General features: G+C 70.8%; 18 protein-coding genes. 8 read left to right on the top strand and 10 right to left on the bottom strand.

Features of this window, described 5'->3' with window-relative positions; translation table 11 throughout:
• From ABD234_RS14650 to ABD234_RS14665, 4 genes are all read left to right on the top strand, one after another.
• Complete coding sequence (locus tag ABD234_RS14650) at positions 1-2,004, top strand: DUF262 domain-containing protein (RefSeq protein WP_344357671.1); 2,004 nt, start codon at positions 1-3, stop codon at positions 2,002-2,004.
• Between the two features lie 313 nt (positions 2,005-2,317).
• Positions 2,318-2,497, top strand: coding sequence for a hypothetical protein (locus ABD234_RS14655; protein ID WP_344357674.1), 180 nt, complete (start codon positions 2,318-2,320; stop codon positions 2,495-2,497).
• Between the two features lie 203 nt (positions 2,498-2,700).
• A complete protein-coding gene (locus ABD234_RS14660) occupies positions 2,701-3,264 on the top strand; it encodes a hypothetical protein (protein ID WP_344357677.1) in 564 nt (187 codons plus the stop codon).
• Between the two features lie 48 nt (positions 3,265-3,312).
• The gene (locus ABD234_RS14665) at positions 3,313-3,543 is read left to right on the top strand and encodes a hypothetical protein (RefSeq protein ID WP_344357680.1); all 231 of its coding nucleotides are present in this window, start codon (positions 3,313-3,315) and stop codon (positions 3,541-3,543) included.
• Between the two features lie 182 nt (positions 3,544-3,725).
• On the opposite strand, the gene ABD234_RS14670 is transcribed toward ABD234_RS14665, so the two are convergent.
• A complete protein-coding gene (locus ABD234_RS14670) occupies positions 3,726-4,652 on the bottom strand; it encodes an ADP-ribosylglycohydrolase family protein (protein ID WP_344357683.1) in 927 nt (308 codons plus the stop codon).
• A 74-nt stretch (positions 4,653-4,726) separates the two neighbouring features.
• On the opposite strand from ABD234_RS14670, the gene ABD234_RS14675 reads away from it, so the two are divergent.
• Complete coding sequence (locus ABD234_RS14675; RefSeq protein ID WP_344357686.1) at positions 4,727-5,329, top strand: NUDIX hydrolase; 603 nt, start codon at positions 4,727-4,729, stop codon at positions 5,327-5,329.
• 57 nt (positions 5,330-5,386) lie between these two features.
• On the opposite strand, the gene ABD234_RS14680 is transcribed toward ABD234_RS14675, so the two are convergent.
• From ABD234_RS14680 to ABD234_RS14690, 3 genes are all read right to left on the bottom strand, one after another.
• Positions 5,387-5,956, bottom strand: a complete 570-nt coding sequence (locus tag ABD234_RS14680; protein ID WP_344357689.1) for a GIY-YIG nuclease family protein — start codon at positions 5,954-5,956, stop codon at positions 5,387-5,389.
• Positions 5,953-6,108, bottom strand: a complete 156-nt coding sequence (locus ABD234_RS14685) for a hypothetical protein (protein WP_344357692.1) — start codon at positions 6,106-6,108, stop codon at positions 5,953-5,955. The genes ABD234_RS14680 and ABD234_RS14685 overlap by 4 nt, the downstream gene beginning before the upstream one ends.
• Positions 6,109-6,216: 108 nt before the next feature.
• Positions 6,217-7,098 carry a DUF817 domain-containing protein gene (locus ABD234_RS14690; RefSeq protein ID WP_344357695.1) on the bottom strand — a complete coding sequence of 294 codons (882 nt, stop codon included), beginning with the start codon at positions 7,096-7,098 and terminating at the stop codon, positions 6,217-6,219.
• Between the two features lie 141 nt (positions 7,099-7,239).
• Between ABD234_RS14690 and ABD234_RS14695 the strand changes: the two genes are divergently transcribed.
• The gene (locus tag ABD234_RS14695; protein WP_344357698.1) at positions 7,240-7,698 is read left to right on the top strand and encodes a HesB/IscA family protein; all 459 of its coding nucleotides are present in this window, start codon (positions 7,240-7,242) and stop codon (positions 7,696-7,698) included.
• 52 nt (positions 7,699-7,750) lie between these two features.
• Here ABD234_RS14695 and ABD234_RS14700 read toward each other — a convergent pair whose 3' ends face one another.
• From ABD234_RS14700 to ABD234_RS14715, 4 genes are read right to left on the bottom strand one after another with little or no spacing between them, the layout of a single operon-like run.
• Positions 7,751-8,569, bottom strand: a complete 819-nt coding sequence (locus tag ABD234_RS14700; protein WP_344357701.1) for a carbohydrate ABC transporter permease — start codon at positions 8,567-8,569, stop codon at positions 7,751-7,753.
• Positions 8,569-9,528 carry a carbohydrate ABC transporter permease gene (locus ABD234_RS14705; protein ID WP_344357704.1) on the bottom strand — a complete coding sequence of 320 codons (960 nt, stop codon included), beginning with the start codon at positions 9,526-9,528 and terminating at the stop codon, positions 8,569-8,571. The genes ABD234_RS14700 and ABD234_RS14705 overlap by 1 nt, the downstream gene beginning before the upstream one ends.
• A gap of 1 nt (position 9,529) precedes the next feature.
• Entirely contained in the window at positions 9,530-10,819 is a 1,290-nt protein-coding gene (locus ABD234_RS14710; protein WP_344357707.1) for a sugar ABC transporter substrate-binding protein, read from the bottom strand.
• A complete protein-coding gene (locus ABD234_RS14715) occupies positions 10,816-11,865 on the bottom strand; it encodes a LacI family DNA-binding transcriptional regulator (protein WP_344357710.1) in 1,050 nt (349 codons plus the stop codon). Before ABD234_RS14715 ends, ABD234_RS14710 begins: the two co-directional genes overlap by 4 nt.
• Before the next feature lie 175 nt (positions 11,866-12,040).
• Between ABD234_RS14715 and ABD234_RS14720 the strand changes: the two genes are divergently transcribed.
• Together ABD234_RS14720 and ABD234_RS14725 are read left to right on the top strand one after the other, a co-directional pair.
• Positions 12,041-12,565 carry a hypothetical protein gene (locus tag ABD234_RS14720; RefSeq protein WP_344357713.1) on the top strand — a complete coding sequence of 175 codons (525 nt, stop codon included), beginning with the start codon at positions 12,041-12,043 and terminating at the stop codon, positions 12,563-12,565.
• Positions 12,566-12,691: 126 nt separating this feature from the next.
• Positions 12,692-13,720 carry a type IV toxin-antitoxin system AbiEi family antitoxin gene (locus tag ABD234_RS14725; protein WP_344357716.1) on the top strand — a complete coding sequence of 343 codons (1,029 nt, stop codon included), beginning with the start codon at positions 12,692-12,694 and terminating at the stop codon, positions 13,718-13,720.
• A gap of 99 nt (positions 13,721-13,819) precedes the next feature.
• On the opposite strand, the gene ABD234_RS14730 is transcribed toward ABD234_RS14725, so the two are convergent.
• Both ABD234_RS14730 and ABD234_RS14735 read right to left on the bottom strand, forming a co-directional pair.
• Positions 13,820-15,196, bottom strand: coding sequence for a glycoside hydrolase family 32 protein (locus ABD234_RS14730; RefSeq protein WP_344357719.1), 1,377 nt, complete (start codon positions 15,194-15,196; stop codon positions 13,820-13,822).
• 121 nt (positions 15,197-15,317) lie between these two features.
• Positions 15,318-16,139: a carbohydrate ABC transporter permease gene (locus ABD234_RS14735; RefSeq protein ID WP_344357721.1), complete on the bottom strand. Its 822-nt coding sequence runs from the start codon at positions 16,137-16,139 to the stop codon at positions 15,318-15,320.
• Positions 16,140-16,177: the final 38 nt, after the last annotated feature.

The following is a 16,177-nucleotide window of genomic DNA, read 5'->3' on the forward strand; positions in this document are numbered from 1 at the left end:
ATGTCCACGACCGCCGCGGCCGACGCCGCGATCGCCGTGCCCATCGGCGAGCTCTTCAGCTCGAGCTCCGTGAAGTACCAGATCCCCCTGTACCAGCGAAACTACACCTGGGGCGAGGAGCAGATCGACCGGCTGATCGACGACGTCCTCGACGAGGCCGAGCGCCCGGTCTGGAAGGACTACTTCCTCGGGAACCTCGTCGTCGCGCCGCCGGTGCGTGTGGACGACCCCTTCGACGTCATCGACGGTCAGCAGCGCCTGACCACCCTGTACATCCTGCTGATGAAGCTGAGCGAGCACCAGCATCCGATCGGCGAGCTGCATCCGCTGACCTACGAGTCCCGGGAGAAGTCGACACTCGCGCTCCGCGGGATTCTCGCCCCGCAGCACGAGAACGAGGACCGCGAGCATGAGGACGCGGGCATCCTCCGCGCGCGGCGACGGATCGAGCTGCGGCTCCACGACAACGAGCTGACGCGTCGGCTCGAGGAGTCCGACTTCGTGGACTACCTGCTCACCCGGGTGAAGCTGATCCGCATGCCCGTCCACTCCAAGGACCTCAACCGGTACTTCGAGGTCATGAACACGCGCGGGCTACAGCTCAGCCCCGTCGACATCGTCAAAGCTCGACTGCTGCGCTGCCTCACAGGGGACGCCGACAGGGCGCTGCTGAACAAGGTGTGGACCGCCTGCTCCGACATGGACCACTACGTCTCTATGACCGTCACCTCGGACAGCACCGAGTGGCGCGGCCAGGTGTTCGGACCGGACTGGGACGACGCACCGACCGCCGACTTCACCATGCTGCGAACGCAGCTGGTAGACCGTTCCCCAGGCGCCGACAAGGCCGTCGGGACCGCATCGGCCCTCGTCACGGGCTCTCTTGCCTTCGAGGACGCGATCACCGCCTACGCCCAGGCTCCTGAGGCACGGACCGAGACGGGATCCGACGACAGCGAACGGTTCAGCTCGCAGATCTCCTTCGCCACATTGTTGCTCCATGTGCTGGCCGTCCGGCGCCCCGATACAGGCACCGTCACGAACGAACGGGATCTCGACGACAAGCTGCTGATCCGTCGATTCACTGACGAGCTGGGAGGCAAGGACGCCGGCGCCCAGGAGGCGTGGGTCCGCTCGTTCACGACCGACCTCCTGCGGACCCGCTTCCTGTTCGACCGGTGCGTCCTCAAACGCGATGCGACGCTGACCAGCACCCACGAGTCCTCGAGCGACGAGGAGCCAGGAAGCTGGTCGCTGTCACGCGTCGTACGGGGCACGTCCAATGGCAAGACCTCACCGCGTTACCAGCCGGCGTTCGCCTCCGATGAGTTCGGTGCCGGCCCCCGCAGCGTGCACCGCAGGCTACTGCTGCTGCAGTCAGCGCTGCGGGTCACCTACACGTCCCCACGATCGATGCACTGGATGACCGAGGTGCTGCGATACGCCACCGACTGTGCGGCTCGCGGCGCCCGCGTCGACGGGGCGGGCCTGCTCGAGCACCTCGAGGCGTTCACCCGTGAGCGGGTCGCGCAGGCGCTCTTCCCCGTGTCGGCACCAGATGAGGTCGCAGCGGACGGCACGCCGCTCGGGTTCGGAGTGCCACGCATCGTCTTCACCTACCTCGACTACCTGCTCGTGGAGACGATGAACAGCTGGGACTTCACGTTCAGCTACCGGACGTCGATCGAGCACTTCTCCCCGCGCACGGAGGACTCCGAGCACGCCTCGAGCGCGTACCGCGTCGAGGACCGCGAGCTCCTCGACACGCTCGGGAACCTCGCGCTGGTGACGGTGAGCGCGAACTCGAAGTTCTCCAACTACCAACCGCAGGAGAAGGCGAACAACGCTGCCGCACGTCGCCAGAGTCTGAAGCTCGAGCTCATGGCGCGGCGCGCCAAGGCCAGCGGGTGGAGTGATCAGGACATCCGCGCCCACCACGAGGAGATGGTGGGGGTGCTGCGGCGGAACCTCGACAAATCCCGCCACGCGCGAACGACGCCGTGACCAGATGCACTGCCCTCCCGCCGCACCCGACGGGAGGTCAGCGACCTGCACGCACCGACTCGAAGCATGCTCCGACGATTGCCGTCGACACCTCGAGGCTGTCCTGGCACGCCGCAGCCCGTCGGCCTTCGTCGCTGATTCCCGACGCTCGGCCACAGACACTGGTCCAGCCCTGATCAGCTCACCACCGCCATCCATCGATTCCCCATTGCCACGTCGACAATCCGGCGCAATTGGTCGGTCTCGAGGATCAGCTGCTGCATCGACTCGAACGGGGCGCTCCGGGCCAGCGCTGACCACCCGATCGCCCTTCATGCTGGATCCGATCCACTTCGCCGAGGACCTGCGCGTCACCCAGCAGATGATCGGCGACTGGGACAACGGGCTCTTCGAGCGCAACGACGACCTGGCCGGCGTGGCGTACTGGTACCTCGACCGGCCCATCGGGGTGGACGGGCAGATCGGCACCCGGGAGGAGCGGCGGCCGCGATAACTGCGCGTCCGACTCCGGGCATCCCTCGTTCGTGGTTGCGCCCCTCGACGAAGGTCGTAGGACTCTGGTGCCAGTGTGTTTCAGCGTGCCAGCTGGAGGTTCACAGCCGGGACCTGCGTACGTGGCATCCGTCCATCCCCCGGAAATACCGTGGCTGTGGGCGCGGGGGAACGCGTCCGCACCACACATGACGAGGGGAAATCATGACGAGAAAGAATCTGTTGGGACGCCGAGCTCTGATCGCCGCGTGCGTGGCTGCGCCAGCTGTGGCGGTGACCGGGGGCGTCGCGTCAGCGGATCCGATCGGGTCGGCGCTTCCCGCAGGGAAGAGACGCGGGGCCGTCGTGGACACGGACAGCGACGGCACCGAGATCTACGAGGTGCTCGACTCGGAGGGAACGGTCGTCGGCTATACGCTCGCAGACGAGAAGCTCCGGGAGATGTCCGTGGCCAGTTCTGCGCTGGCGAAGGAGGACTCGCTCGATGGCAGTCTGCAGGTCCAGGCACAAGCCGCTGGCGGGATCACGAGCATCGCTGCATGTGCTGCCGCGATCGCGGGTTTCGTCGCACTGACAGTCTTCCCTGCGGCCCGCATGGCAAAGCTCGCCTGGAGGCTCGGGAAGCTGACCGCGAAGTACGGCCCGAAGCTCGTCGCCCGGATCTTCGGAGGCGCTCGCGGTATCGCGGGGAGGACCGTGGAACGGGAACTCATCGACCTGGCGAAGGAGCTGTCGGGGGTGGCCGCCCTCGCGGCCTGCGGGATCTGATGACCGCCTCGTCCCCCAGGTCCCGAACGAGCGAAGCTGGAGGCGTGCATGAGCTCCCGTACTGATCGAGAACGCGGGTCGGCATACGGCGCGCCGAGCGCATTCCTCCTGGGCATCGTGATGATCATCGTCGGGATCTGGCTCCTGACGGGAGGGGTGACGTTCGGGGCGCTCGTGATCGATCAGAGCAGCTTCTTCGGGGTCGTCTCCCTGGTGGCTGGCGTGATCAGCCTTGTCGGGGCGGCCATCGCCGCGATCCGGTCTCGACGACGTCGGTAGTCCAGGAACGATCCAGGGCCTCATGCGCCCCGCGAGCAATGTGCTCGCGGGGCGCATTCCTCATGACGTCGCGCCGACCGGCGCGGCTCAGCACTCGCAGGGAACCGCGCTGGCGCGTCGTCACGATCGTCGCGACGTCACGTCGAACAGCGTCCCGTCAGCCGGCGTTCGCTCCTGATCGATCACGCAAGCGCGCCCTCTGCCCATCGCACCGCGTCGACTGCCGTCCCGACTCGCTCCCCCGCCCACCCGTGCAGGTGCCGGCGCCACTCCTCCGGCACCGCCGAGGCGCCGTCGACGGCTCCGGCCAGCGACCCCGCGATCGCCGCGACCGTGTCCGTGTCGTCCCCTGCCCGCACGGCCATCTCCAGCCGCTGCTGGAGCCCTTCGGCGTGCACGATCGCGGACCACGCCGCCTGCATCGCGGCGACCACCCAGCCGTTGTTCGCGAACTCCCAGGGCAAGTGCGCCTCGGCCTCGGCGATGCGCCCGGCCCACAGGTCCAGGCGCCGGGCAGGCAGCTGCGTCAGGCCTGCGCGCAGGTCCAGCTGGCCGTCGAGGATCGCGCGGCGGATCGCGAGGGACCACAGCACGCAGGCGTCGCCGGCCTCGGGGTCGGCGTGGGTGAGGTCGCTGAGGCGGCGGGCGGCATCGGCGAGGACCTGGTCGCTCGCAGCGAGGCAGCCGAGGGCCACGGGCCCGGTGCGCATGAGGCTGCCGTTGCCGGCGGTGCGGCCGGTGGCCTCGTGGAGGGCACGGGTCGCCGCGCGGGCATCGGCCGCGGTGCGGGCGGTCGCGAGGATCTGCCGGGTCTGGATGCCGACGTCCTTGGCGTCGCGCGTCCAGTCCGCCCAGGTGGTGACGATGCGGTCCAGGGTCTGCTCGTCCTCGAGGCTGCGGCCCTCGGCGAGCGCCCACAGGATGGGCAGGGCCATCGAGGTGTCGTCGGTCCATTCGCCCAGCTCCCAGGGGCCGCCGGCATGCATGCGGACGGGAGCGTCGGGGCCGATGGAGGGATGGAACTCGTAGGGCGCACCGAGGGCGTCCCCGGCGGCGGAGCCGAGGATCGCGCCGATCGCCCGGTCCTGCTGGATGCTGCTGGGGCGCATGAGCCCTCCCTTGTTAGCGCAGATCTGCGATAAGTCTGGTTCCGAGCTTAGCGCGTTCTTGCTTGAATGTTCCCATGGTTCCGATCGACCGCCCGCTGACCGACTACCCGCGCCCCTCGCTCGCCGTGGACACGGCGGTGCTCACCGTGCCCGGGGAGGAGCTGTGCGTGGGCCTGGTCCCCGGCAGGCCCCGACTGCCGGGCACCTTCCTCCACGAGGGCGAAACGCTCGCCGATGCCGTGCGCCGCTCCCTCGCGCAGAAGGCCGGGCTCGAGAGCGTCGCGCCCGCGCAGCTGCATGTGTTCGATGCGCTGGACCGCGACTCCCGCGGCTGGGTGGTGTCGGTCGCGCACGTGGTCGTCGTCCCGGCCGATGCCGCCGGCACCCTCGAGCTGGTCCCGACATCGGCCGCGAGAGGGCTGGATTTCGACCACGACCAGATCGTGCAGCAGGCGGTGGCGTGGATGCGCGACCGCTACGCCGAACAGCCGGACCCGGAGCACCTGCTGGGCGCCGAGCTCACCCTGCGCGACCTGCGGCGCGTGCACGAGGCGGTGCGCGGCGAGGCCCTGCAGCCGGATACCTTCCGCCGGGCGATGCTGCCCTGGCTCGAGCCCACCGGACAGCTGCAGCGAGGGAGCGTGGGCAAACCGGCCCAGTTGTTCCGGCGGCGGTAAGACAGTCAGCGACTCGTGCTCGGAGTTCGTCGCCACGCCAGGTTGCAGGTGTCAGCCTCAGGCCAGCGCGGATAGCCGCGCGCGTCGCAACGCTTCGCGCCGACGATCCGCCAGCGCACGGACGAACTCATCGTTTCGACCGTCGATGTTCAGTGCCAGCGTCTCGGTGTGGAGCAGCTCGCGCTCCACCAACCAGGGTGCGGAGTTCTCGACCCAGGTCAGAGCGGCATTCTCCAGCATCCACTCAGTGAGGGCAGCTTCGCCAGCTCGCCCGTAGGTCGCGCGGCCATGATTGAGGGCCAGCACCAGGCCTAGCCTCTCGTCGAGAAGCGTCCCCAACGTCCTGCGCAACGTGCTGCGTGACGCGTCGCCGCCGACGTGCTGCCGGACTCGCTTCCTGAGGTTCCCCGAGCTCGCTTCCCGGCTCGGACTGATCCCGACATAGAGAAGGTCAAACCCATCGACCGAGCGGTAGTCGCGTGCGGGCACGTCGAGAGAAGCTCGGCGAAACCACCATCCGTACACACCCGGGGAATTCGGCACAGCCCCGACGTCCGCGAGAGAGGTCAGGCGGTCCGGGGCACGGAAGGCTGCTGCAGTACCGGCGAGATCCGTCTCTTCGTTCACAGGTGCCGCGACCTTCGCGACTGGTCACCGTCGTCAGAGCGCCTCCCGTTCTTCTGGGAGCGCTTCGCGAGCCAGAAGATCACCACCCCGATCACCAGGACGTACACGGCGGCCCAGAGCACCTCGTCCATGTGCGGCACCACGATCTGCATTCTTCCCCCTTGTCTGTGCGGGCCCCCACCCGGCGATCACCCTACCGCCCAATCACCGCGGGATCCGGACTGCACGAGGCGCAGCGGACCTCGCGGCGAGCTTCGCGACTATCCAGCGCCCGCCACCGCCCGCGGCCGGTACACCACCGTCACCAGCACCACCGAGATCATCATGAGCAGCAGCCAGGAGACCATCTTGCTCAGCGGCACCATCTCCCAGCCCGCCTGCTGGTGGGGGTAGATCCAGGCGCCCGCGCCGGTGCCGACGTTCTCGGCGACCCACAGGAAGAAGGCGACGCCCACGAAGGCGAGCAGCACGGGCATGCGCCGCCAGGGGCCGGTGCGCTGGTTGCGGAAGGACATGACGCATCGGCCGTACAGCAGGGCGACCAGCGCGAGCAGCACCCAGCGGGCATCGGGCAGGTAGTGGTGGGTGAAGAAGTTGGCGTAGATCGCCGCGGCCAGCAGGCCGGTCGCCCACAGCGGCGGGTACCGGGCGAAGCGCAGGTCGAACAGGCGGAACACGCGCACCATGTACGAGCCGACGGCCGCGTACATGAACCCGGTGTACAGCGGCACTCCCCCGAGGCGCAGCAGGCCGTCGGTCTCGTAGCTCCAGGAGCCGACGGAGGTCTTGAAGATCTCCATGATCGTGCCGACGACGTGGAACAGGATGATCACCCACAGCTCCCTCCCGCTCTCGAGGCGGAAGGCGACCATCGCCGCCTGCAGGGCGACGGCCGCGATCACCAGGGCGTCGCTGCGCACCAGCAGGGCGTCGTCCGGGTACAGCAGCCGCGCCGCGACCAGCAGGGCGAGCATCGCCGCCCCGAACACGCAGGCCCACGCCTGCTTGAGGGTGAACACGACCAGCTCGATGAGGCCGCGGCGCAGCGGCCCGGCATCGGCGGCGATCGCCGCGGAGCGTCGATGCGCCCAGGCGTCGATCCGCTCCTCGAGCGGGGTGAAGTCGGGGCGCTGCTGGCTCATGACCTGGAGCCTATGCAGGTCAGGGAGGAGGTCCTGGGGGCGAGTCGGGGAGGAGATGGGGAGATGCTGGGCGGGACCCGACACGAGGGAATCTGCGGTTCGCGGACACGATCGGTCCCTTCACGCCGATAGACCAGGGCCATGACTGATCCCGTGCTCCCGCCGTTCACCGTCACCCCGGCCGCGATCGCGCAGATCGCGGAGCTCGGCGGGGCAGTGCACATCGACCTGGTCTCTGGGGGCTGCTGTGGGACCGTCTACGACTTCTCCGCGTTCGAGGACCGCGCCGAGGCGGTCGAAGGCTCCCGATTCGGCTGCCCGGGGGCGTGGCTGCTCGTCGCGCCGGATGCTCTGGAGGTGCTTTCCGGCGCCACCCTCGACTTCTCGGCCCGGATCCGCCCGCCACGGTTCCGGGTGCTGCGCAACCCCGGCACCGAGCAGGTCTGCCCGTGCCGGCGTTCCTTCGGCACCGCCTGGCCAGGCCCGGGCAGCGCGGCCTGCCGCTCCTACGAGCCGATGCCGTGGGATGCGCGGTTCGAGCCGCCTGCGAGGTGGGTCCGGCAGACGGGCTGGCGGCGTGCGGTGGACGACAAGCGCTGAACCGCGTGCCGCAGCGCCGCATCCTCGCCGGCGGCGCTGCGGCACGCGGCGGTCACTTGATCCCGGACGTCGCGATGCCCTGGATGAAGTGCCGCTGGAAGAACAGGAACACCACGAGGATCGGCAGGACGATGAGGGTGGCGCCCGCCAGCAGCAGCCCGTAGTCCGTCTGGTTCTGCCCGGTGGAGATGAGCGCCAGGGCCACCGGGAGGGTGTAGGTCGATTCGTCGGAGGAGACGACCAGGGGCCATAGGAAGTTGTTCCAGGATCCGAGGAAGGTGAGGATCCCGAGGGTCGCGAAGGCGGGGCCGGCCAGCGGCAGGTAGATCCGGAAGAAGATCGCGATCTCCCCCACCCCGTCGATGCGGCCGGCCTCGAGCAGCTCCCGCGGCAGGCCCAGGAAGAACTGCCGCATGAGGAACACGCTGAACGGCTGCACCAGGAACGGCAGGATCAGGGCGGGGATGGTGTTGGCCAGCCCCAGGTTCACCACCAGCACATACTGCGGGATGAAGGTGACCAGGCCCGGGATCATCAGGCACACCAGCACCAGCACGAACAGGATCCGCTTCAGCGGGAAGTCCAGGTGGGCGAGCGCGTACCCGAACATGGAGCTGAAGAACAGGTTCCCGAGGGTCACGGCGAGGGCCACGACCGTCGAGTTGCGGAAGTAGAGGCCGAAGGGGCGCTCGAACAGGCGGCGGAAGTTGTCCCACGTCGGCTCCTCGGGGAGCCAGGTGGGCGGGACGCGCAGCAGCTCGCCCTGGGTCTTCAGGCTGCCGAGGATCATCCACACGAACGGGGTGATCACCAGCAGCAGGAAGACGGTCAGGACGATGTACGTCAGGACGGGGCGGCGACGGTCCAGCATCACTTCTCCCTCATGAGTCGGAACTGCGCGAGGGTGACGATGCCGATGACGACGAAGGTCAGGTAGGCCATCGCCCCGGCGACGCCGTAGTTGCCGAACCCGAACTGGTTGTAGGTGTACATCGACGCGGAGATGGTCGCGTTCAGCGGCCCGCCGCTGGTCATCACGAACGGCTCCTCGAAGAACTGCAGGTATCCGATGGAGGTGGTGACCAGGACGAACAGCATGGTCGGGCGGATCGAGGGGATGGTGATGTGGCGGAACCGCTGCCACGGGCCGGCGCCGTCGAGGGCGGCGGCCTCGTGCAGTCCGCGGTCCACGGCCTGCAGCCCGGCGAGGAAGATGACCATGGAGGTGCCGAAGTTGCGCCAGACCGCCATCACGATCAGCGAGAGCAGCGCCGTGCGCTCGTCGCCCAGCCAGTTCGGCCCGTCGATCCCCACCCAGCCCAGAGCGGTGTTCACCAGCCCGTTCTCGGCCTGCAGCAGGAAGCGCCACACCACGGCGACGGCGACGATCGAGGTGATGACGGGGGTGTAGAAGCCCATGCGGAACACGCCGCGCAGGCGCCCGATGCCCCGGTCCAGGGCCACCGCGGCGGCGAGGCCGGCGGTGATCGTCAGCGGCACGCCGATCAGCACGAACACCCCGGTGTTCGCGGCGGCCCGCCGGAAGACGGGGTCGCGGAAGGCGGTGAGGTAGTTGTCCAGCCCGACGAAGTCCACCGCGAACGGCGAGCGGATGTCGCTGATGCGCATGTCGGTGAAGGACATGAACATCGACTGCACCACCGGCCAGGCGATGAAGACGGAGAACAGCAGGACGAACGGGAGCGAGAGCAGCAGCCCGGCCCGGGCCTCCGCGGCGGAGCGCCGCCGGCGGCGCCGGGAGGTCCCGCCGGCGCCCCGGCGGCCGAGGGGCCGCGGGGCGCCTGCGGGGAGCGTGGTGGTCGAGGTCATCTCAGGCCCCGGTGCCGATGGACTGCGCCTCGGACTGCGTGGTGGCCAGGGCCTGCGCCGGGTCCAGGTCCTGCTTGCACACCTGCTCGATCTGGGCGTCGAAGCGGGCGGCGACCTCCTCCCAGGTCGCGATGGTGGGGACGGCGCGGGCCGTCTCCAGCTGGGTGTGGAAGGCCTCGAACTTCGCGTTGGACGCGACGGTCTCGTCCTGCCAGGCGCTCTGCTGGCTGGGCAGGGCCGAGACGATCTCGAACCAGCGCACCTGCACCTCGGGCCGGGTCAGGTACTCCACGAGCTTCCAGGCGGAGTCGCGGTTCTCGCTGCCCTGGAACACGCCGACGTTCGCCCCGCCGAGGTAGCTGGCGCTGATCTCCTTCTCGGGCATGACGAACACCCCGTACTTGTCGGCGAATCCGTCCCCGCCGAGCCCTTCGACGGCGGCCATCATCCACGGCCCGGAGATGAACATCGGCACCGCCCCGGAGACGAAGTCCTGCTCGGTGGTGCCCTCGGCGGGCGTGGGGTTCGCGACGCCCTCGGTGAAGTAGGACTGGTAGTAGGCCAGCGCCTCCTCGTTCTGCGGCGAGGAGAAGGTGAACTCGCTCCCGTCCTCGGACACGACCTCGCCGCCGGCGGACCAGATGAACGGCAGGACGCTCTGGTGGGAGCCCTGCCCGCCGGGCTGCAGGGCCAGGCCCCAGCTGCCGCCGGGCTGCTGCTGCATGGCGCGGGCCATGGAGAACAGGCCCTCCCAGTCCGTCGGCGGCTCGGTGATGCCGGCGGCCTCGGCGATGTCGGTGCGGTAGAACACCAGGCGCGTCTCGACGTACCACGGCACCCCGTAGACGGCGCCGTCCACGGTGACGCTCTCGACGGCGCCGGGGAAGAAGTCCTGGAGGTCGAAGCTGTCGGGGGTGGGCTCCAGGGCGTTCAGGCTCACGAACTCGGACATCCAGGTCGAGCCGACCTGGGCGACGTCGGGGGCGGTCCCGGCGGCGATCGCCGAGGTGAACTTGTCGTGCGCGGAGTCCCACGGCACGGGGGTCACGTCGACGGTGGCGTCGGGGTTCTCCTCGTGGAAGCCGTCGAGGAGCTCGGGCAGGGCCTCGCCCTCGGCGCCCATCGCCCAGACGGTGAGCTTCCCCGTCGCGGGTCCTTCGGCGATCGGCTCCGCGGGGGCGGCGGAGCCGGTGTCCCCGCCCTCGGGCCGGCCGCAGGCGGCGAGCGCCCCGGCGGCGGTGAGCGCGCCGAGTCCGGCCAGGGAGCGTCGGGTGATGCGGGTGCTGGTCATGATGACTCCTTCGTCGGTGATGCGGTGGGTGGTGCCGGGTCGGGGCAGCCGCAGGAGCGGCGGCGCACGATGGTGGAGGCGACGGTCACCGGCTCCTGCGCCGGCTCCCCGTCGATGCGGGCGGCGAGGCGCCGCGCCGCGAGGCCGCCGAGCTGCGCGACCTCCTGGCGGACGGTCGTCAGCCCGGGGGTCAGGTAGCGGGCGGTGATGGTGTCGTCCCAGCCGGTGACGGCCAGGTCCTCGGGCACGGACATGCCGCCGCGGGTGAGCCGGGCGACGACGGCGAGCGCGATCTCGTCGTTGCCGCAGACCAGGGCGTCGAGGTCGCCGGGCTCGGCGAGGATCTGCTCGGCGAGGGCGGTGCCCGAGGCCTCGACGGGGGTGATCTCGTGGTGGCGGCCCGGGCACAGGCCCGCGGCGGTCATCGCGTCGAGGTAGCCCCGGTAGCGGCGGCCGATGTCGGAGCCGGGCTCCGGCGTCCCGGCGAAGCCGATGCGGGTGCGGCCGTGGTCGATGAGGTGCGCGGTCAGGCGGCGGGCGCTCTCGCGGTTCTCGGCGTAGAACGCATCGGCCCCCTCCACGTGCGCGCGGGCGACGCTGACCGTGGGCCGCAGCGCGGCGACCTCGCGGACGGTGTCGTCCTCGGCGGCGCTGCGGGCCATGAAGGCGATGCCGTCGACCCGCCCCAGCATGTCGAGCACCGTGCTGGGGCGCCCGGTGTGCGGGGTGTCCAGGGCGAGCACGACGGAGAACCCCAGCTCGGAGGCGGCGAGCTCGAAGCCGACCAGGAGCTCGGCGAAGTACGGGCCGTCGATGTGGGGCAGCACCACGCCGAGCGCCCGGCTGCGGCGCACGGCGAGCGCGCGGGCCGCCGCCGCGGGCACGTATCGGAGCTCGCGGGCCGCGGCATGCACGGCGTCGCGGGTGGCGGGGGCGACCTTCGCCCCGTCGGAGAAGGCGCGGCTGACCGTCGCGATCGAGACGCCGGCGCGCTGCGCGACCTCGTAGATCGTGACGCCGGAGGACCGCGGTCCGCTGCTCGTCATCGGCACCACCCTTCTCGTCCTCGAGCGCCGGTCCCCGGCGGGTGCGGGCGCCCCCGGAGTGGAAGCGCTTACAGCTTCCGTCCAATATAAGCGCTTACACCCCGCCGCGCAACGGCCCCGGGACCCCCGCCGCGCCGAGCACCCCGGCGCCGGCGCGGACCGGGACAATGGCCCCATGAGCTACGACGTCGAAGAGACCGTCACCGAGCATCGCGCGCTGCGCCTGCGCCTGGCCACGACCGCGCACTTCGACTCCCTGGTCGCGACGTTCGAGACCACGGTGCCGGCGCTGAGCGACGAGGAGGCCCTCACGCAGCTCACCCCGGACTGGGCGGCGTTCGTGCGCGGCCTGGAATGGGAGTCGCCCAGCGGCTTCGTGCGGACGGCGACGTGGCGGCCCAGCGACCTGCTGCAGCACGCGGGCAGCCGGTCCCGCAGCGTGGTCTGGACGATCGTGCACCACGCGATCGCCGCGCGCCTGCACCGCATCGAACCGGCCACGATCCGCGACACCCACTTGCGGATCCAGGCGCACACCACCGCGCAGCCGGGCACCGTCCTCACCCTCGACGTGCCGAGCGCCCAGCTGCGCTCCTTCGGGACGAACAAGATCACCCAGGGCGGCGCCGAGCTGGACCGCGCGCTCGGCGACCTGCTCGAGGACCTGGGGCTGCCCCGGCCGTCGGCGCTGCGGCGCTGACCCGCCTGTCGCCCTGCGGCGCCGACCCGCCCGTCGTCGCGCGCCGCGAAGTGCCGCGCACGCCGCCGGGCCGGACCGACTGGATCCCGGTCGATCGCTCGGCGCCCGGTTGTTCAAAATCCGCCCGTGTTCCAGTATGTTGAACACATGGCTCGTTTTGAACACCCAGATCCGGCGGAAGCCTTGGTCGACCGCGCCCGGAAGAGCCTTGAGGATCTGGGCGTCACGGCCCGCTGGGAGCGACCGCGCAGGGAAGCACAGGATCCTCGCGTCAGCACGGGCACCTTGACCATCGAGACCGGAGACGTCCGACATACCTTTCCCGCGGTGGCCAGCACCGGAGCGAGCATTGCGGACCTCACCCTGCTGCCCCATGACGAGCAGACGATCCTCATCACCGAGCATGTGCCGCCTGCACGAGCGGAGAAGATCGCGGCCCGCGGGTGGGGCGGCTACGTGGATTCCGCGGGAAACGCGCATGTCCGCGCTCCGGGACTCCTGCTCCAGGTGAGCGGAAGACGCAGCACACCGAGCCGGACTCCGCCGAGGTCGATGGCCGCGCTGACCCGAGCCGGACAGCCTGTCACGTTCGCCCTGCTCGTCACCCACGGGGAGACGAAGAAGAATCCCACCCAGCGCGAGCTCATGCACCTGAGCGGCGCATCGCTGGGCACGGTGAATCGCGTCATTCGCGCCCTGCGCGAGCAGAGGCCTCCGATGATCGAGGTGGACGGGACGCTCCGGCTCCCCGGTGAGCTCGAGGACGCATGGATCCGTGCGTATGCGTCGACCCGACCCGCCGAGGAGTCGTACACGAGCTCCGTCTGGAATTCTCCGCAGGACCTTCTCGATGCTCCCCTTCCTCGAGGTGCGGTCCTCGGATCCGAACTCGCTGCGGAGGAGGGCGGCGCACCGATCCGCGCCGGCTCTGCACTCGTCCACGTGCCCGACGAGGTGCGCAGCGACGTCATCCGCCTCGGAAGGCTGCGACCGCAGGACGGAGGATGGATCCGGCTGCGCACGGCACCATGGTCCGTGGACCTCCTCGCCGACCGCCGGACGGCTCCGCGCCCGCTGCTTCGAGCGGACCTGCTCCTCGAGGACGATCCTCGACTCGCGGAGATCGCCTCCAGCCTCTTCGGGATCGCGCGATGATCGATCTGACCGGTCGCCGCAGCTGCCCCGCCGAAGACCTGCTGGCGGCGTACACCGCCGGCTTCCGGCGAGGGCTGGAAATCTGAGCCGGCTCAGAACTCACGCGAGCATCGACCGCCGCTCTCGGTCCGCGCTCGGCACCGCCAGCTCCCAGACCTGCAGGTCCTCGCCGTGCACGCGCAGGTGCTCGCCGTCCTCGACGCGGACCCGGAGGGTCGAGGCCGGGGCATCGGCCGGGAGGAGCTCGAGGATGCCGGCATCGGCCAGGAGGGTCGCGTCCCCCTCCACGGGTCCGAGCAGCGTCTCGGCGGTGCCGTCGGCGCGGACCCGCTCGAGGCGCAGGCCCGCGGCCGCGCGGGCCTCGGCCCGGGCCGGGGCCGGGAGGTCGAGGCCCGCCCCGTCACCCGGGACGGGGACCTCGCCCGCCCGCAGCGCGCGCAGCTCCTCGGGGACGGAGGAGACGAGCACGTCCCCGCGCAGGTGCAGCGCGCGCGGGAGGGTGAGGGCCCCGGCCCATCCCTGGGCGGCGGCCTGCGCCGCGGCCTGCTCGGAGTCGAGGCCCCCGCCCTCCCACGACCAGCCCCACAGCAGGGTCCGATCGCCGTCGCGCACGGCCTGCGGGGCGTAGAAGTCGGGGCCGTGGTCGACGACGCCGCCGCCGGCCGGGGTGAAGGCGAGGCGCCCGTCCTGCAGGGCGAGGTCCCCGTGCAGGAAGGTCACGGCGTCGGTGTCGCGGCCCGCTCCGGGGCCCTCGGCGAGCGACCACAGGGAGAGCATCAGCACCCACCGCCCGTCGACCGGGACCAGCTGCGGGCACTCCCACAGCTGCGCGGGGGCATGCTCGGCGGCGACCGGGTGCTCGCCGGTGAGGACGGGCCCCAGGTAGCGCCAGTCCTCCAGGTCGGTGGCGTCCCAGCCGAGGATCGCGGGCACGTGCGTGCCGTCGGGCCGGGCGAGGCCGGCGCCCTGGACGGCGAAGCGCCGGCCGTCGAGCTCGAGGAGGAAGGGGTCGCGCAGCCCGAACAGGCCCGGCTCCTCGGGGACGTCCGCGACGGTCCCGGGCACCGGCGTCCAGCGGGTCTCCTGTGCGTCGCCGCGCTGGAGGATCACGCGGGAGAGCTGGTCGTCGACGCCGTCCACCCCGGAGTACACGAGCGTGGGCACGCCGTCCACGACCAGGCCCACGCCGCTCCAGCAGCCGCCGCGGTCCGCCTCCCCGGGCCGGGGCCGGGGGCCGGCCGGCTCCTCCCGCCAGGTGACGAGGTCGTGCGAGGACATGTGCCCCCACTCGATCTGCTCGTGGACCGTGGAGCGGGGGTTGTGCTGGAAGTACACGTGCCAGCGGCCGTCGTGGCAGTGGATCCCGTTGGGGTCGTTGATCCAGCCGCGGGGGTGCACGCGGTGCAGGCTCGGGAAGTGCGGGTCGCTCGCGGGCCGGCCGGGCTCCGGCAGGGCGGGGGCGGGGTGCGGGGTCACGGGGTCTCCATCGGTCGGGGCGGGCGGCGATCAGGCGGGACGGATCGGGCGGGCGGGACGGACGCGTCGGGAAGGGCGGGCGCGAGCGCCCGCCGGGCCGGACGGGGCCCGGCGGGTCCGGTCACTTCGATGATCCCGCCGTGAGGCCCTCACGAAGGGGACGCTGCCCGAACAGGAACACGACCACGGCGGGGATCATCGACAGGATGACCCCGGCGAGCACCACGCTGATCGAGCCGGTGCCGAGGTTGCCCTGCAGCGTGACCAGGCCCAGCGGCAGGGTGTAGTTCTCCTCGGAGATCATGAAGATCAGCGGGCGGAAGAACTCGTTCCAGTGGAAGTTGAAGGCCAGCACCCCCACGATCGCCATGCCCGGCAGGGCCAGCGGCGCGTAGATCGCGAAGAAGGTGCGCCAGGGGCTCGCGCCGTCGATGGCGGCGGCCTCCCCCAGCTCCAGCGGCAGCCCCAGGAAGTACTGGCGCATGAGGAAGGTGCCGAAGGCGGTGGGGATCGCCGGCAGGATCAGGGCGAGCAGGGTGTCGCTGACGCCCAGGCCGCGGATGATCATGAACACCGGCACGATGGTGACCTGCACCGGCACCATCATCGTGGACAGCACCAGGGCGAACAGCAGCCCCTTGCCGCGGAAGGACATGCGGGCGAACACGTAGCCGGCCATGGCGGCGGTGAGCATCTGCCCCACGGCGATGACGCCGGTGACCAGCGCCGTGTTCAGCACCAGCAGGGGCATGTCCAGCTGCGCGAAGACGGCGGCGTAGCTGGAGAAGTCGGGGTCCAGGGGGAAGAAGCTCGGCGGGAGGCTGAAGGATTCGGAGGCGGGCCGCAGCGAGGTGGTGAAGGTCCACCACACCGGCCCCAGGGTGAGGACGGCGGCGACGGCGAGGGCGGCGTATTTCGCGAGGGCGGGGAGGCGACGGTTCATCGGGAGCTCCTGGTCGGGGTCAGCGGCGTGCTCGGCGG

Origin of the sequence: Brachybacterium phenoliresistens, assembly GCF_039530785.1 — a bacterium.
Lineage (GTDB): Bacteria > Actinomycetota > Actinomycetes > Actinomycetales > Dermabacteraceae > Brachybacterium > Brachybacterium phenoliresistens.

Excerpts from the sequence above, each read along its gene's own strand:
- ABD234_RS14675 (WP_344357686.1), top strand. The coding sequence starts at position 4,727 with ATGGTTCCGATCGACCGCCCGCTGACCGACTACCCGCGCCCCTCGCTC.
- ABD234_RS14720 (WP_344357713.1), top strand. The coding sequence starts at position 12,041 with ATGAGCTACGACGTCGAAGAGACCGTCACCGAGCATCGCGCGCTGCGC.
- ABD234_RS14700 (WP_344357701.1), bottom strand. The coding sequence starts at position 8,569 with ATGCTGGACCGTCGCCGCCCCGTCCTGACGTACATCGTCCTGACCGTC.
- ABD234_RS14690 (WP_344357695.1), bottom strand. The coding sequence starts at position 7,098 with ATGAGCCAGCAGCGCCCCGACTTCACCCCGCTCGAGGAGCGGATCGAC.
- ABD234_RS14710 (WP_344357707.1), bottom strand. The coding sequence starts at position 10,819 with ATGACCAGCACCCGCATCACCCGACGCTCCCTGGCCGGACTCGGCGCG.
- ABD234_RS14670 (WP_344357683.1), bottom strand. The coding sequence starts at position 4,652 with ATGCGCCCCAGCAGCATCCAGCAGGACCGGGCGATCGGCGCGATCCTC.
- ABD234_RS14665 (WP_344357680.1), top strand. The coding sequence starts at position 3,313 with ATGAGCTCCCGTACTGATCGAGAACGCGGGTCGGCATACGGCGCGCCG.
- ABD234_RS14695 (WP_344357698.1), top strand. The coding sequence starts at position 7,240 with ATGACTGATCCCGTGCTCCCGCCGTTCACCGTCACCCCGGCCGCGATC.
- ABD234_RS14660 (WP_344357677.1), top strand. The coding sequence starts at position 2,701 with ATGACGAGAAAGAATCTGTTGGGACGCCGAGCTCTGATCGCCGCGTGC.
- ABD234_RS14685 (WP_344357692.1), bottom strand. The coding sequence starts at position 6,108 with ATGCAGATCGTGGTGCCGCACATGGACGAGGTGCTCTGGGCCGCCGTG.
- ABD234_RS14715 (WP_344357710.1), bottom strand. The coding sequence starts at position 11,865 with ATGACGAGCAGCGGACCGCGGTCCTCCGGCGTCACGATCTACGAGGTC.
- ABD234_RS14735 (WP_344357721.1), bottom strand. The coding sequence starts at position 16,139 with ATGAACCGTCGCCTCCCCGCCCTCGCGAAATACGCCGCCCTCGCCGTC.
- ABD234_RS14650 (WP_344357671.1), top strand. The coding sequence starts at position 1 with ATGTCCACGACCGCCGCGGCCGACGCCGCGATCGCCGTGCCCATCGGC.
- ABD234_RS14655 (WP_344357674.1), top strand. The coding sequence starts at position 2,318 with ATGCTGGATCCGATCCACTTCGCCGAGGACCTGCGCGTCACCCAGCAG.
- ABD234_RS14705 (WP_344357704.1), bottom strand. The coding sequence starts at position 9,528 with ATGACCTCGACCACCACGCTCCCCGCAGGCGCCCCGCGGCCCCTCGGC.